This is a genomic window from Brevibacillus sp. AF8 (genome assembly GCF_021270385.1).
In the GTDB taxonomy this organism is placed as follows: domain Bacteria; phylum Bacillota; class Bacilli; order Brevibacillales; family Brevibacillaceae; genus Brevibacillus.
In genome coordinates, this window is the sequence record NZ_JAGQDN010000001.1 from 646,975 (window position 1) to 661,596 (window position 14,622).

Consider the following 14,622-nt stretch of genomic DNA (forward strand, 5'->3'; position numbering starts at 1 on the left):
AGTTTTTTTGGGAAATGTCCTCTCCCTTTCTCTTCGCTTGCAAACACGTTAAAGTAAAGAAGAACCCACCTAACAAGACAGAAACAGGAGGAACCGCAAGATGGAACCTTTTATCCATACGCATCAATATCACTTCATTAAATCACGCGTTCAAGCAATCATGAACGCCTATGCGACCAGTACAGATGTCAACGTGATTCGTGCTCGCAAAGAAATCGCCCATGAAGAAATCTTTCAATTGTTCCCAAACATGACGGAAGAACAAAAAGAGATTTTACAACCGATTGACTCGATTAAAGAAAAGGCAGAAGGAAAACAATTTTTGCATCAACTTTCACCATTTGTGATTCCCTTCCCTGCTCTCACAGAGTCTTCCATTAAGAAGCTCTTTCCGAAAGTAAAGAAGTTGAAAGTCTCGAATTTAGCTGAGATCGATTTTTCCGAAATCTCTTATGTGAGCTGGCTAGACACCTCTACAGAAAAGAAATTTATTGTTGCTTACCACGAAGGAAAACTGGTTGGCATACATGGACAGTTTACAAGCGTAAACAAAAAAGGCGTTTGTGCGCTCTGTAATCGCTTTGAGGAAATCGGCATGTTCGTCCTTGAAGCCAAAGGTTCTGGGGATGGAACGTATTTGAAAAAAGGAAACTACATTTGCCAAGACAGTGTGACGTGCAATCAAAATATCATTTCGCTGGATAAGCTGAACGATTTTATCTCTCTTATGGTGAAATAAGTCTGCAACGAAAATGAAAAAGCCGTCTGGTCTCCATGCCAGGCGGCCTTTCCTATGTTCCTTACTTGATCTCGGTGAGACTTTCTTCCAAACGATCCCATGTTTGGGTGATGCCCTCTAGCATGCCCATGTCCATAACAGTTTTGAGAGCTTCCGCAGATACATACTCAGAACGGTTGACCAGCTTCGTCTTGCCACCCAAATCGATGAATTCCATCATAACCTCTGTCGAAGGCATGGCATCATTTATGTTGCCTTCTGCATCTGAAAAGTAATCGGTATAGACAATTTTCTCTGGCTCAACAATCTCCTTATAAACGCCTTTGCCCCAAGATTCCATTCCGTAAAAATCACCTTGGTTCTTATCGACACACTTCATGCAGTAGTGCCAAACACCGCCTGGTCGGAAATCAACATGACAAACCGGGAGTTCCCAGCCTTTCGGTCCCCACCAACGCTTGAGATGCTCAGGCTCCTTAAACATCTTGAACACCAGATCTCTAGGCGCGTCGAATACACGCTCCAGTACCAGCACCCGGTCGTTCTCTACCCTTGAAATCATTGCGTTTCTTGTCATAGTAATTCCTCCTCATTCATTAGAATGGATCTCAATCATTTTCTTTGTTTTGCAGTTCCCGCAAATAGTCTTCCAGATTATCGAATCTCTCTTCCATAACACGCTGGAATGACTTCACCCAAGAATCCAGCGCTCGGAAGGGCTCGGGCCTGAGTTTGTAAAATCGGCGATTGGCTTCGGCCTTCACATCCACGATACCGTTGTCACTAAGCACCTTCAAATGCTTCGAGGCTTGGGGCTGGCGAAGCCCCAGTTGGTCAGCGATTTCCCCTACAGTCAGAGGGCCCTCGCGCAAAAGTTCGACGATTTTCATACGATTTGGTTCAGCCAAAGCACTCAGCGTCGCCATGTCCATGCCCGGATTCATCCCTGACATGTCACTCACCTCGTTACATGATGGATTCTACGTTCATCTCATCCCCTTCAGCGTTATTGTGATCGCCTTGTTAGGTAAAATATACACCGAAGGGAATATTCCTGTAAAGGAATATTTTAAGGGATTTCACAGGTTATTTCATTAGTGATTAATCAATCACAAACGGTCAACATTTATTTGATGGAAGCACGATTCTGCAAATGCTGGATCGTTGCTGTTATTCCCTCCTCGAAATTCGTCGCTGGAATCGGTCCAATCAGCCGTTGATATTTTTCTCCGCTAAGGATCAAAGGTTTTTCAGTTAAGTACAGCATCTCGACAACCTCCTTCATCACCGGGACGAACAGCCCTAACAAAGACAAACCAATTTTCCCAAGTGGAATGACAGGTTTTGCGGTGCCACTTGCTTTTTGGGCGATTCGGACAATATCTCGACCGGAAATGATGCCTCCACCTGGGATGTGCCAATTTTGTCCATAAGCAAACTCACGGCAGGCCAACTCTACGATCATCTTCGCCGCATCCGGTAAGTAAACAAACTCGCGAGGAACATGCATGCTCCCAATGAAAAGACCCGGTTTTCCAGCCGCAATAGCCTCAAGTGTGGAACCTAAATACGATGCTTGATTAGCAGTGGGTCCATAATAATCCGGTAATCTGACAATCATCGTTCGCGCATGATCCCACCGACTGCTAAACAGCATCTGTTCAAATGCCAACCTGATTTTTCCTTTCTTCGTATGCGGTTGCTTTGGATGCTCCTCCGTCACTGGTTCCATCTGCTTTCTCCCGTATGGATAAATGCCGTCTACTGCTACAACCTTCAAACCTCTCTTGTTTGCGGCTTCCATGATCGCTTCGCCAAGTGGGATCAGCTTATTCACCATCTCGTGGTAAGGGACGTTTGCACAATGGAAGAGTACATCCGCTCCTTCCGATGCAGCTACGATGTCTTGAGACCGGAATGCATCTCCGACGGCCAGTGACAAATGTACTGGATTCCCCAGGTCTGACGCCATTTGTTCTAGCTTTTGTTGAGATCGCCCAAAAGCAATCGTTTCAATCCCTCGATTGATGAGCTCTTCCAAAATTGCGGCTCCCGTTCCGCCTGTTGCCCCGACTACAATCGCTTTTTTCATCCGGATCATCTCCACTCGTTTTATTTTGTGATTGATCAATCACTAACTAATTTGAACTATAACGCTTTAGTTAGTGATTAGTCAATAACTAATTCTCGCAATTTTTCTCAGCTACACCTCCATCAATTCTGGCATGTCCAAAGCCACTGAAATGTTACACAGCATTCCTCTTGCCAGGAAAATAAGCGTTCTCTCTTCCGGATTCGCGATGCCCGCTTTGCGAAAAGCTGTTAGGACAATCTGACGAACCTCCCGAAATGCTTCGCGCATTGCCTCACGAATCAAAGGCTCTTGAATCGTCTGAGCCTGCATTTGAAGCAGTATTTCATTTTGATGGGATGCCAAAATCTTTTCATATGTCTTGATTAAATCTGTTTCCAACTGCTCTTTGGATGCGGACTCCACAACGAGACGGAAAGAGTCAATGATCCGTTCCCATGACGCCTCTAATGCTGCCAGTAACAACGCTTCCTTCGATGCAAAAAACTTGAAAATATACGGCTGGGAAATCTTTGCACGCTCTGCAACCTGCGCTGTCGTTGCCCGAAAATATCCGATTTCAGCAAAAACCTCAATGGCCGCAGAAATGATTTCCGTTTTACGATTGACTGACGTCATTGCAGGATCGCCTCCCTTTTAGTGATTCATCAATAATATCTGATTATACGTCAGTTTGTGATGGGTTTCAAATGACTTATATCACTCAACAAACTTCGCGATTGATGATGGACGTGGCAGGTCCCCTCTGCAGATGGGATTAACTGTGTCCTTTTCATCTACTCCATTTATTCAGAATATATGTTGTTCCCAAGCGTATACTTTTTTGGAAGGCAAACTAATGAGGGGGAAGATTTATGAAAAAATTTACTCTGTTTGGTATTGCTGCTGCATTATTTCTAGCGCTTTCATTTCCTGGTGTTAGCAGCGCAAAAGAACAACGTGTACCATGTGAAGCTGACGGGTATTGCGGATGGCCGACCTATAGCGTTTAACACCAACCATTCCAATGAAGTTGGAAAGAACCAACGATAATTCCTGTATAAAACGACGACTGCCAACACAATTGCAAACGATCTTGGCGACAAAGGTGCTAAGGGATATTAATAGGTTCGTAATTTCTACTTTGTATTATTAATCAAACATCATCTACCGACTGATAAACTATCGGTATGATGTTTTTCTTTTTTTGGATTCATTGTAAGTCCACTTTAGTGGTAAAAGAACTGGTTTCATTTGCATTTTCTATTGAATCGTTTTCTTTCTGTTCCTCGTTTTCATATACAAATGTATGTAGCAGGGAGAAGAAAGTATGAAAGACCTTATGAAAATGATGAGTACTTGATAGAGCAAGAAGGTTGTCCCAAATGCCATGAATGTGGCTAGGGGATAGCCTTTTTTTTGGTCGTATATCCCCTGCTGATTTAACATTTTTGAGCGCTTGGACATGGCTGGAACATGCCCAAATTTTTTACTTACTGTGGTATCGCCCTTACATAGCTCCTCAATTTGCATAGCTTGAGTTTGAGGTTCTTCCTCATACTTTTCAAAGGGGTGATATCGATGGGATTCTTTGACGACAATTTTGCTTTGGTCTTGGTTCTTTTCGTTTTATTAACAATTGTTGCTTGCAGCTGTGATGATTGTTAATATCTGTCCAATGTGATGGGCGGCTAGGCTGCCCTCTTTCTCCCTCTATGACATCTCGGAGCTTTGAGCCCTTCTTTTGTCCAATCCTCCCACGTTACGCTTTGGTAGAAGGAGTGTAGTATGGTGGAGAGGTTAGATTAGGACGCCCTGTCCTACGACAAAACTTTTTCTTTGGTATTTCATTCACTTACCATTTCAACAAAAGAGCCGCCCGGTTCTTTCTCCGAGCGGCTAAATGTCTTCATGTGAGGAATTTTGTTCCAACTACATACTTCAGAGTAGTATTTCTTTTACGCTTTCCACTTCCGTCGTCATCATAATAAAGGGGGTCCGGTTGTTTACGAATGAGGCCGTTTCTTTGAATCTCGTTTTTGTATAAGCCTATCCCCTTCCCTTTCAGATCCGGTTTCATTCCGAGCCCGATATCGAATATTCCTGCGGATATTTCCAAATTGCGACTTGCTTTGCATCTGTCATTATCATCAAATGAAAGTTCATTATCCCCCTCCATCTCCATAAACCACTGAAACTCACTTTTTGCTTCCTATAAGACCATCCCCCTGTTTTTCGCATCGTGAATATTGCCAATGACCGTGATCGTTGCGATTAATTTTTATACGATGCTTCCTGTAAGCTCACCTGCTAGGTGGATTGAACTGTAGGCATTTGCCTTAGCAAAATTTATTCTGGGTGGATTTTCATAACAATGTAAATATTTACCATTTGATTTGATTTGAGTATAATTACCTTTAGCTTATGTATTTAGAATTTGGTCAGAATTGATTAAAAGGAGTGTACTAGGTATGAAAAAACAGCTTCTCTCTATTTCGATGTTCGCTTTACTCCTCTCTTGCGCACCTGCATATGCCTCCGCTTCTACCAATGCTCATGTACAAGGTGGACCAAACACAGTCACCGTTGAGCAACAAACGCAAGCAGAATCATTCACCAAATATTACTACCTTACTCCTGGGCAGTTAAGTCCAAAAGAAGCGATTTATCTAAAAAAAGGGCAGGAACTCCGTATCGGTGCAAAAGGTAGCTTTGCTTATTACACAGTTTATAATGCTCAAAATAAACAGATTTGGAGCGGCACAACAGGTATCATTATTAAGGCTGATGCGGACGGGTATCACTACGTACAATTTCAAGCGCCCTATTCTTATCAGGATCAAAATGTAATCGTCGCTACTTATACGATTCAGTAAAACATGCCCTGGTGACGTTCCTGAATGCTAATCCACATACATTTTCGATACATGGGGTACATTTGACCAATCAAATGGACACTTGTATTCGTACAATATCTTAGATCGTCATCAAGAGGTGATATCACTTGAAAAAGAGAAAATCTAGGTCTAAGCGATTCACGAAAGTAAATGGTCAATTGGTTGAATTTCTTCCTAGTTTTCAAGAATGTATGAACGAATGTAGACGTGTAAGTCCGCCTCATGAAGATTGTGAAACGCTATGTCTTCCATATCTTGACTCAAGAAGAGTACGATTGGATGAAGAGTGTTACGATCGTTGCCGCCGTTGGAGATCTCACGGGATTTGTGATCACATTTGTCAGGTGCCCTATTGAGCACGAGGTTTGGCGTACCCGACTTTTTTGTCCCAATCTCCCATCATACGCTCTAAGAAAATAGCGTGCTGTTTTGTGGATAGGTCGTTTTTCCTGTTTACGTCTTGTTTCGTGGGTGCCGTCTGGATGACCTCTATTTTTTGAACGCACCCACGAAAGAAAAAACCCCTCGTGACAACATGCACAAGGAGTTTCGCTTTTCTGTGTTGATCGCATCGCTATTGCTTTTTCAGCAACATGCTTCCAATTTCCTCTAAGAGCATTTCCTTTCCAATTGGGCCAAAGGCTTTGATGTTGAATGTTTCATTGCTTACCTCATAGAGATGGCCTTGTTGAACTGCCTTGTTGCTTTTCCATACTGGGCTCTTTTTCAGTTCTGCGTATACATCATCCGCTTTTCCGCCGAAATTGACGAGGAACATATGGTCTGGCTGAAAATTCGTCAGTCCCTCCAGTTCGATCATTTCCATTGTTTTATCAGCAGGTGTTCCGGCTGCTGGCTTCAGGCCGAGATCAGTGAACAAGATATCTGCATATCCATAATTCCCGTACACGCGGAACAATTTTGGCGTTACGGCCAGGAACATAAAAGTCTCGTCGCCGTAAGCTTGCTTAAGTTGCTCGTGCATTCCTTTCGTCTTCTCGTCATACCCAGCCAGCCATTTGTTCACGTCCTCTTCTTGTCCAAACAGGCGACCGATTTCTTTAAACTTATCACGCCATTTGTCCATGTCTGTCTCCAGAACGACCGTCGGCGCAATTTTGGACAGTTGCTCGTACACCTTTTGCTGGCGGTTATTCATAATAATCAGGTCTGGCTTTGTTTCTACCACAGCTTCGAGATTAATGGAGTCATCCCACATCCAGCCAACTGGTTTTACATCTGTCAGCTTATCCGCAACGTGGGACATGATTTTTGTTTTGTATGTATTGGCCGTAGCAACCGGCTTGTGTCCCAAAATTAAAAGCTCCTCCGCTGCTCCCGATACGTCTGCAATTCGCTTTGGCTCCGCAGGGATCGTCACTTCCCCCATCAAATGCTTGACTACGCGTGTCTCAGGCTTTTTCGGTGCTTCCGAAGCCGTTTGGCTGCTTCCACAACCCGCGGATACGGCAGTAACTACGGCGACCAAGCAGGCCAGTACAATTCGTGTTCCTTTTTTCATGTGCTCATTTCTCCTTGTCACGTGATGTTTGGTGTGAGGTATTATTTGATAATGATTATCATTATAAGTGACAGAGAAGATAATCACATATTTGAGCTCTCATGTCAATGATTTTTATATTTTTTGTGTATATATAAAAAATGAGTTTATCGTCTTGGTTCATGAATGCGAGTTGTGCTTGATGTACGTCCCCTTCCTCCCCTTCTCATCAGCAATGTAGTGCAAAGTTCACTCGAAATGAAATAGCAAAATAACGAAATGGATAGTGATTATAATTTGAACTAGGTCTCATATCTGAGGCGATGGAAAACTTTTCTTTTCGAAGTGGAGGGAGCGCGATTATGCATAAGGTAGTTGAGCCAAAAATTCTTTACTTTGGGACGCCGGTTGTACTCATCAGCACTTTAAATGAGGACAATTCTGTCAACCTGGCCCCCATGTCTTCTGCCTGGTGGCTGAATCAATCATGTATGCTTGGAATGAGTAGTTCATCTCAAACCGTTGCCAATTTGTTGCGCGAACGCGAATGTGTTTTAAATCTTCCTTCGTCCGATCTTGCTCATGCGGTAGACCGTCTAGCTCTGCTTACTGGGCGAAATCCTGTCCCAGAGCGCAAGGCTAATGTGGGATACCAATTTGAACCGGATAAATTCGGAACAGCTAGGCTCACCCCCCAAGATTCAGACCTGATTCGGCCTCCACGCGTTGCTGAGTGCCCAGTTCAATTGGAGGCACGATTAGAGCAGGTCCATAATTTTGAATTGCCCAGTTCTTTAAAAGCTATTGAAGTAAAGATCGTACGCGTTCACATTGATGAACAAATCCTAATGACTGGCGAGAAGAACTACATCGATCCTGAGAAGTGGAGCCCACTGATTATGAACTTCTGTGAGTTTTTTGGCCTTAGCACCAAGCTGCACCCGTCAAGATTAGCACCAGTTTTTGGTCCATCTCCAAGTTCTGTTAGCAAATCGAATTAAACATCACTAGGGTGCTATTGAGCGCCCTTGAATCAAGCTATCAAAAGAAATGAATAAACGTTGAGGTTTCGCTATATATAAGCAGTCTTCGCCTTGATCCTCAAGTCAACCATTAGTCTCATGTCTCAAAACGAGTGATATTAAAATCAGAATAAGCTATTTTGATAGAATGGAGCGAAAGTAATGCATGCTGTATTAATCAACCTCCCCATTCATAATAATGAAGTACCAGACTTAAGAGAGTTAGTTGGTTGGGAGAGACGAGATGGAGATTTCCCAACGTTATTGGAAAGATGCAATTACTGGGCAGGACTCCGGGATGAAAACGGAACACTCATTGCCTTCGGGTATGTTTGTGGTACTGGATTACTACATGGGTATATGGAAGATTTAATTGTGCATCCAGATCATCAAAAGCAAGGGGTTGGTGTAGCCTTAGTAAAAAAACTGTTAGAGGAAGCAGAACGTACTGGCTTAGGTATTGTAACGGTAACCTATGCCTCCGAACATACTGAGTTTTATAAAAAAGGTGGTTTTACTGCTTGCCCTGGTGGACTCTGGAGGAAATAGCGTAATAAATATCAACTTCGTCCACCTTTTCTAAAGTGAAGCATCAGGAGCCAGCAATCGGCTCCTCTTTCTATATGAGCACTTATCAATTTCATTTTTTAAATAGAGTTGTTTCGAGTCGTCGCAAGACATATTCGGAATGAAAATTTCTTTCTTCATTCACTCACCCATGCAATTCCTCCCATTTTTCAAATCGTTTGTTGTGTTGCCCCTAAGCATAGAATAAAATCAAATACATAAAATTACATCAATTCTGAAGTGAGGGAAATTAGTATTTGAAAAATGATTGGATTCATGGCGAGCAATTTTTTTCTACCATCGTCACTAAACTTCAGGGAGCTGGGTGTGTTTTCGCTGAAGATGAAGCCAGACTCCTCATCGCCTCGGCAGAAGGTACGGCTGAACTTTCGGACATGGTAGAACAACGGACATCTGGCATGCCTCTCGAACACATTATCGGCTGGGCGGAGTTCTGTGGGCTGCGGATTACGGTGGATAAGGGAGTTTTCGTTCCCAGACAGCGTACAGCATTTCTCGTTAGACAGGCTACCGACCTCATCCGTCAAAAGTCCGTTGTGCTTGACCTATGTTGCGGTTCAGGGGCGGTGGGTGCGGTTCTTGCTCACATAAAACAGATCGAATTGTATGCTACAGACATTGATCCAGCCTCGGTGCAATGCACCCGTCGCAATATTATTACCGCAGACGGTCACGTATACGAAGGAGACTTATTTGAGCCTCTTCCAAAAATACTTACGGGGCGCGTTGACGTCATCGTTGCCAATGCTCCCTACGTTCCCACCAAATCCATCGAATTTCTCCCACCTGAAGCTCGCATGCATGAGGCGAGAATAGCACTCGACGGGGGATCGGATGGGCTTGACGTTCAGAGACGAGTAGTTGCTGCAGCACCACTCTGGCTGGCTCCTGGTGGACACTTACTCGTTGAAACAAGCGAGCGTCAGACACCACAGACAGTCGCTATCTTCACTCGTTGCGGGCTGAAAACACGGGTTACACGGTCTGACGAGCTCGATGCTACCGTCGTAATCGGAACGAAAACGACTCCCTAAAATGGTTTAGGAGTGCACTCCTGTCCACAGGGAGAGCTCAGTGACGATGGTACCGGGGTGTACGGAGAACCCGCTACATGGTGTGGATTGCCCATACGCCTCCCATTTGTTGTAAGAGGCTGCAGATAATTCGAATCTTCGAAATTGAAGTCACTTAGTCTATGAACGCCTGAGTCAAAATGCAGCGGCGAGCAAAAAAGTTTACCATCGCCCTATTTTAAAAAACGGTACAAAAATAGCTGCTCATTCAGGCTAATTTGGTACCGCATGATATTATGTACAAATTAAATGCTGCTTGTCATGTATGGTAAGCAACATCGGGGAAATAAACATGGTGGTCATCTCGATAAAAAAAAGCCCCAACTGCTTTAAGCAAATTGGGACACACAAGAAGTAATACGTGAATAAAAAAGTAGTTATCCATATAGTAGGATATCCGCTCGATATTTACTACAAGTATATATAGGTATGCATACCTTCTCTTGCCAAAAAAAATAGCGCAGACTCATCTGCACAGATTGAGTCACACGCCTTATCCCCAAGAGAGTCTACACTAGATTTCATCTTACATTACTTATATCGGTTTGATTGGGCGGCTATTTCCTGTATAAATATTGGTAAATAGTTTGTAATAATCCCTTACTCATAGATACTCTTCATCATGTCCAAGAATGATGTAGCATAATGATTTGGGCAGTCCCTTTATCAAGCGATACTAATCCAAAATGTAATCGGCCAACACACTCTGTATATGGTAAATATTCAAGTTCTTGTTAAATTGCTTTTGGATCGGTACTGAACTTCCAGAAACCCAAATTTTCAATTCCGCATCCAAATCAAAATTTCCGGCTGTTTCAATGCTAAAATGATTAATACTTTTATAAGGAATGGAATGGTACTCTATCTTTCTACCAGTAATGCCTTGCTTATCAACCAGTATTAACCGCTTGTTAGTGAAGATGAACATATCACGAATTAATTTGTACGCCTTTTCTATTCTTTCATTATTAGCTAAGATTTGAGCATACTCCTTTTGAACATCTGCAATGTTAACTTCCGAAGCGTTACCCATTAGACCATCTAAGAAGCCCACATTAACGTCCCCCTATTCAACTAATTGATAAATCATATTCTCGAAGCAGCTCAAAATTCCTACTGAATTGGTTACTATAGCCTCAAGGCGGCAGAGATTACCTGGACATTCAGAACAGTTAGGAATATTCCCGTAACCATTTTAAGACGTCCTTCTCGTTCAGCACTAACGGTACCGATGATGTTTCCATTTGAATCAATGGATCAAAATGGGAAGGCGCTTTGTTTGGGGGAAACAGTAATTCTCCCAGAAGAGATTAACCCATTCATTTCTGTTCTTCGCCATTACGATATACTGGTTACTGCCCTTCACAATCACTGGCTTTTTAACAACCCCGGCATCATGTTTATACACTTCGAATCAATAGACGAGCCCGTCCAATTTGCGCATAAAGTTCGTCACGCCCTTTCAGTCTTGAAGCATTAATCTTCACCCCTTTATCGGGTATTTTTTACGAATTCTCGTTTCGAAGGTTTTCCTCGTAATCCTAGAAACGCTGAGTCAAGCTTTTTTGATCAACATATATACGTATCGGGATAAATACAGCGAGACGTCCTCATTTGGCCGTCTTTTTGCTTTGACAGGCATTTCGTGCATACTTTACGTTTCAAAGGGCGCTCACCCTCGGTATTATGCTCTACTACTACAAGACTCTCAATACTGGGACAATAAAAGTAGCTTTCTATCTTCTTTTTCTTCATTTATCACATCATGTGCTAAGTCCCGATAGGTAAGAATCCCAATGCTTGGTAATGCTTGCGTTTCCTGACCCAGATAGGCGAATTGACCACAAAAGAATCATCATTTCACCACGTAACCGTAACTACTCCACCCGACATGCCGTTCTACTCGAACGGCTATTTTACTTTGTACACAGAATGAATGAATTCATCCCGATATGAATTTGGCATAGGTCTTTCATGGTCAAAGACCCTTTTGCTTGTTTCCTCTGATTTCATCTGGGCCATCATAGCGCTCCTGGTTTTCTGCCAACTCCATGTGTTCCCGTCTACCTTCAGAGAAACGTATTTATCCAGTCAGTACCATCTGAGTCGGATTGAACTGCCATTGTTATAGATCAACAATTTCGACGAGACAAAGTGAGTGAGGAGTTGCTCCATGACTCAAGTAGGCTTGACAAACACACATTTCGCAGGATTTCCATATCTGTCGTATTCCCGCTAAGAAAAAAAATCATATCCTATCTGGAAAGTCGGACACTTTGGCCAACCTTTCAGACAAATATGCTTGAAACTGCTTAGCGAAAAGGAGTTGAGAAGTTGACACGTTCAGCGAAAAGCACCTTCAACAGCTCTATTAAAATTGATGTCCTGATCCCTGCTATTGAGAAAGACCTCGGTACTCTTCCCTATGTCATTGACAGCATCCGTAAGCAAGTGAAGCATCCTGTCGGTAAGATCATGGTTGTATCGCCACCAAGCAAACGAATTCAAGCCCTCTGCCGGCGTAAAAACTGCACCTTCATCAATGAAAGACGCGTCCTTCCAATTACAAAAAAAGACATTCACTACCAGACCAAACGCACCAATCGCTCAGGCTGGCTGCTCCAACAATTGTTGAAGCTGGCGGGAGGAAACTTGACCAAGCAAAGGTATTATCTTGTGATTGACGCCGACACCATTCTTATTCGACCTCATGTCTTTCTCGTCAACGGGAAAACCATTTTTTACTGTCGTAACTGGAGTCGTCCCGAGTATTTTCGCACCTATAAGAAATTAATGGGCACGAGACCAACCGCTTCACGCTCTTTCGTTGCCCACTATATGCTGTTCGACAAATCGAAGCTCTCCCGGCTAAAGTCTAAAATTGAGGCCAGGCATAAAACTAGATGGTATTGGGCGATTATCAAGAAAACAAACAAGCAGAGTTATGCCGGCTTTTCCGAGTTCGAAACTTACGGTAACTTCGTGAAAGCTCACTACCCCGGTCATCTGGTTGTAAGAAGTTCCCTTAACAAAAGCTTATCTTCAAAACCGGCATCACTTACTCGCAAACGAATCATCAGACTGGCTCAGAAATACAGGTCCATCTCCTTTCATAAACGCGGCTGGTATATCCGGAAGAAGAAGAACGTGAGGAAATAAAGAGCTGATGTGTATGCCCACTTCTCAAAGAAAGTTGAATTAGATAACATGGACAAGTTTGAAGCTACATGGAATTTGTGTACTCAGAAAAAAAGAGTGGGCAACTAAGTGGACAATATTCGAAAGAGCTATTCTTCAAACTAAGTGCACCCAGGTGGCTATCCAAGCTCCTGGGTGCACTTTGCTTTATAGTAAATGGCCTTTTCTCTCAAGCTTGTTTGTTAACAGAATCGCGAACTCCCCCGCTTCCATCCAAGCATTGCAAAACCAAGTCCTAGACTGCGGCTGGTTTATTGAACTCGTTCTCCGTTAAATTGAACGACCGATTGTACTGCATGATAAATTCTCATCTCAAATTAACTTTGTAAGTGTAATCTGATAGCCATCTAGGGTCTGCATACTCCGAATATTTGTTCAAGATAACCCTCTTACTCTTTACTTAACTCCTCGAATACCCTTGTAGACAGATTCGCACAGCTCTGCTGTAAACCTGCCTGACATTCCTTCAAGCGCCGTATTGGTGAACCCTACAACACTAAGCTCCTCTCTCGGATCAACAAACCATGAGTGACCATAGGTGCCGCCCATCCGCCAAGTTCCCGGCGCTTCCGGTGTTATTAGCAGCCGCTGGGTCTTTAAGCAGCGTGAAACCAAGTCCAAAGCCTCTCCCCGGCCAGTAGGGCATTACAAGGTTACCAATTTGATTGGTTGTCATTTTCGTATCAAGAGCCTCCGGCAAAATCGGATTTCCTCCCTGCCGCAAAGCTTCCAGCAGTTTGAGAAAGTCTTCTGCGCTGCCAATCATGCCAGCTCCCCCGGAAGGATAAGCTGTCTTATCGGTAAACCTGTTTGGGGAAAGGAGGAATCCTGCCGTCCCCTCCACGAATGGAACGGTATCAAAATCGCGCAAGCGCCGGGGCTCTCCAGCGCTGTCTGCGTAAGCCGTAGTCAATCTGTCCGTGTCCACGGCCTTGAAATCCGTGTCCATCATGGAAAGCGGATGAGTTACAAGCATCCGTACAGCTTCACTTAGCGGCATTCCAGTAACCTTTTCGATGACCGCTCCGAGCACGTCTGTTGCTATGGAATACCTCCACATTTTCCCCGGCTCATATAGAAGCGGGACAGAAGCAAGTCTTTGCAGATTCTCTTCAAGTGTAATTCCCGTCAGATCCATGCCGTCCGATACCCCGGCAAGCTCATAAGTTCTCTTTTCTTCCTGGAAGAAACGGTAAGTTAAGCCTGCGTTATGCGTCATCAGATGCCGTTTCCTCAAGACCGAGCAATTCAGGAAGCACAAGCTAAAGCAAAATGGGATGGGTCTTGTAGCAACAGCGTTTCAGGAACGGGTAGAAACAATAAAGATGGGCAGCACGGTTATTGATAAAGATGTGATCGAGTGTGAAGCTGATGCAAACCACGCCGGCGACGCTCCCCCGAAATAATGGAAAAGACCCAACTCCTACGATTAAGGAGTTGGGTCTTTTCGGTTGCAAGTTCCCCTAATCACCAGAGGCATTCTTGCCTGTTTTATTTCTTAATTCAAATAAAACGATTACACATAGATAAGCA

General features: G+C 43.6%; 16 protein-coding genes. 9 read left to right on the forward strand and 7 right to left on the reverse strand.

Annotated elements, in window-relative coordinates; genetic code table 11:
• Window positions 1-100: 100 nt before the first annotated feature.
• Window positions 101-739, forward strand: coding sequence for a FusB/FusC family EF-G-binding protein (locus KB186_RS02430; protein WP_173607909.1), 639 nt, complete (start codon window positions 101-103; stop codon window positions 737-739).
• A gap of 61 nt (window positions 740-800) precedes the next feature.
• Here the strand turns inward: KB186_RS02430 and KB186_RS02435 are convergent, their stop codons facing one another.
• The 4 genes from KB186_RS02435 to KB186_RS02450 form a co-directional block, all read right to left on the reverse strand.
• Window positions 801-1,316 carry an SRPBCC domain-containing protein gene (locus KB186_RS02435; RefSeq protein ID WP_173607910.1) on the reverse strand — a complete coding sequence of 172 codons (516 nt, stop codon included), beginning with the start codon at window positions 1,314-1,316 and terminating at the stop codon, window positions 801-803.
• A gap of 31 nt (window positions 1,317-1,347) precedes the next feature.
• Entirely contained in the window at window positions 1,348-1,692 is a 345-nt protein-coding gene (locus tag KB186_RS02440; RefSeq protein ID WP_173607911.1) for an ArsR/SmtB family transcription factor, read from the reverse strand.
• Window positions 1,693-1,865: 173 nt separating this feature from the next.
• A complete protein-coding gene (locus KB186_RS02445; protein WP_232773045.1) occupies window positions 1,866-2,831 on the reverse strand; it encodes an SDR family NAD(P)-dependent oxidoreductase in 966 nt (321 codons plus the stop codon).
• 111 nt (window positions 2,832-2,942) lie between these two features.
• The gene (locus tag KB186_RS02450) at window positions 2,943-3,449 is read right to left on the reverse strand and encodes a TetR/AcrR family transcriptional regulator (RefSeq protein ID WP_173607913.1); all 507 of its coding nucleotides are present in this window, start codon (window positions 3,447-3,449) and stop codon (window positions 2,943-2,945) included.
• Between the two features lie 236 nt (window positions 3,450-3,685).
• Here KB186_RS02450 and KB186_RS02455 point away from each other — a divergent pair, with 236 nt between their 5' ends.
• From KB186_RS02455 to KB186_RS02465, 3 genes are all read left to right on the forward strand, one after another.
• Window positions 3,686-3,823, forward strand: a complete 138-nt coding sequence (locus KB186_RS02455) for a hypothetical protein (protein ID WP_173607914.1) — start codon at window positions 3,686-3,688, stop codon at window positions 3,821-3,823.
• A 568-nt stretch (window positions 3,824-4,391) separates the two neighbouring features.
• The gene (locus tag KB186_RS02460; protein ID WP_083261501.1) at window positions 4,392-4,478 is read left to right on the forward strand and encodes a YjcZ family sporulation protein; all 87 of its coding nucleotides are present in this window, start codon (window positions 4,392-4,394) and stop codon (window positions 4,476-4,478) included.
• An 803-nt stretch (window positions 4,479-5,281) separates the two neighbouring features.
• Window positions 5,282-5,686 carry a hypothetical protein gene (locus KB186_RS02465; protein ID WP_173607915.1) on the forward strand — a complete coding sequence of 135 codons (405 nt, stop codon included), beginning with the start codon at window positions 5,282-5,284 and terminating at the stop codon, window positions 5,684-5,686.
• 595 nt (window positions 5,687-6,281) lie between these two features.
• Here KB186_RS02465 and KB186_RS02470 read toward each other — a convergent pair.
• Window positions 6,282-7,229 carry an ABC transporter substrate-binding protein gene (locus tag KB186_RS02470; protein WP_173607916.1) on the reverse strand — a complete coding sequence of 316 codons (948 nt, stop codon included), beginning with the start codon at window positions 7,227-7,229 and terminating at the stop codon, window positions 6,282-6,284.
• 341 nt (window positions 7,230-7,570) lie between these two features.
• Here KB186_RS02470 and KB186_RS02475 point away from each other — a divergent pair, with 341 nt between their 5' ends.
• The 3 genes from KB186_RS02475 (at window position 7,571) to KB186_RS02485 (ending at window position 9,852) form a co-directional block, all read left to right on the forward strand.
• A complete protein-coding gene (locus tag KB186_RS02475; RefSeq protein ID WP_173607917.1) occupies window positions 7,571-8,209 on the forward strand; it encodes a flavin reductase family protein in 639 nt (212 codons plus the stop codon).
• 183 nt (window positions 8,210-8,392) lie between these two features.
• Complete coding sequence (locus tag KB186_RS02480) at window positions 8,393-8,779, forward strand: GNAT family N-acetyltransferase (protein WP_221868641.1); 387 nt, start codon at window positions 8,393-8,395, stop codon at window positions 8,777-8,779.
• Window positions 8,780-9,054: 275 nt separating this feature from the next.
• Window positions 9,055-9,852, forward strand: a complete 798-nt coding sequence (locus tag KB186_RS02485; protein WP_173607918.1) for a putative protein N(5)-glutamine methyltransferase — start codon at window positions 9,055-9,057, stop codon at window positions 9,850-9,852.
• A 715-nt stretch (window positions 9,853-10,567) separates the two neighbouring features.
• Here KB186_RS02485 and KB186_RS02490 read toward each other — a convergent pair.
• A complete protein-coding gene (locus KB186_RS02490; protein ID WP_173607919.1) occupies window positions 10,568-10,945 on the reverse strand; it encodes a PH domain-containing protein in 378 nt (125 codons plus the stop codon).
• Window positions 10,946-11,041: 96 nt separating this feature from the next.
• Between KB186_RS02490 and KB186_RS02495 the strand changes: the two genes are divergently transcribed.
• Together KB186_RS02495 and KB186_RS02500 are read left to right on the forward strand one after the other, a co-directional pair.
• A complete protein-coding gene (locus KB186_RS02495) occupies window positions 11,042-11,371 on the forward strand; it encodes a DUF1259 domain-containing protein (protein WP_370646642.1) in 330 nt (109 codons plus the stop codon).
• Window positions 11,372-12,225: 854 nt separating this feature from the next.
• Window positions 12,226-13,050: a DUF6492 family protein gene (locus tag KB186_RS02500; protein ID WP_221868642.1), complete on the forward strand. Its 825-nt coding sequence runs from the start codon at window positions 12,226-12,228 to the stop codon at window positions 13,048-13,050.
• Window positions 13,051-13,603: 553 nt separating this feature from the next.
• Here KB186_RS02500 and KB186_RS02505 read toward each other — a convergent pair.
• Window positions 13,604-14,308: a serine hydrolase domain-containing protein gene (locus tag KB186_RS02505; RefSeq protein WP_232773046.1), complete on the reverse strand. Its 705-nt coding sequence runs from the start codon at window positions 14,306-14,308 to the stop codon at window positions 13,604-13,606.
• Window positions 14,309-14,622: the final 314 nt, after the last annotated feature.

Coding starts and splice junctions, on each gene's coding strand:
- KB186_RS02460 (WP_083261501.1), top strand. CDS start 4,392: ATGGGATTCTTTGACGACAATTTTGCTTTGGTCTTGGTTCTTTTCGTT.
- KB186_RS02440 (WP_173607911.1), bottom strand. CDS start 1,692: ATGTCAGGGATGAATCCGGGCATGGACATGGCGACGCTGAGTGCTTTG.
- KB186_RS02450 (WP_173607913.1), bottom strand. CDS start 3,449: ATGACGTCAGTCAATCGTAAAACGGAAATCATTTCTGCGGCCATTGAG.
- KB186_RS02435 (WP_173607910.1), bottom strand. CDS start 1,316: ATGACAAGAAACGCAATGATTTCAAGGGTAGAGAACGACCGGGTGCTG.
- KB186_RS02475 (WP_173607917.1), top strand. CDS start 7,571: ATGCATAAGGTAGTTGAGCCAAAAATTCTTTACTTTGGGACGCCGGTT.
- KB186_RS02470 (WP_173607916.1), bottom strand. CDS start 7,229: ATGAAAAAAGGAACACGAATTGTACTGGCCTGCTTGGTCGCCGTAGTT.
- KB186_RS02480 (WP_221868641.1), top strand. CDS start 8,393: ATGCATGCTGTATTAATCAACCTCCCCATTCATAATAATGAAGTACCA.
- KB186_RS02505 (WP_232773046.1), bottom strand. CDS start 14,308: ATGACGCATAACGCAGGCTTAACTTACCGTTTCTTCCAGGAAGAAAAG.
- KB186_RS02430 (WP_173607909.1), top strand. CDS start 101: ATGGAACCTTTTATCCATACGCATCAATATCACTTCATTAAATCACGC.
- KB186_RS02455 (WP_173607914.1), top strand. CDS start 3,686: ATGAAAAAATTTACTCTGTTTGGTATTGCTGCTGCATTATTTCTAGCG.
- KB186_RS02445 (WP_232773045.1), bottom strand. CDS start 2,831: ATGAAAAAAGCGATTGTAGTCGGGGCAACAGGCGGAACGGGAGCCGCA.
- KB186_RS02465 (WP_173607915.1), top strand. CDS start 5,282: ATGAAAAAACAGCTTCTCTCTATTTCGATGTTCGCTTTACTCCTCTCT.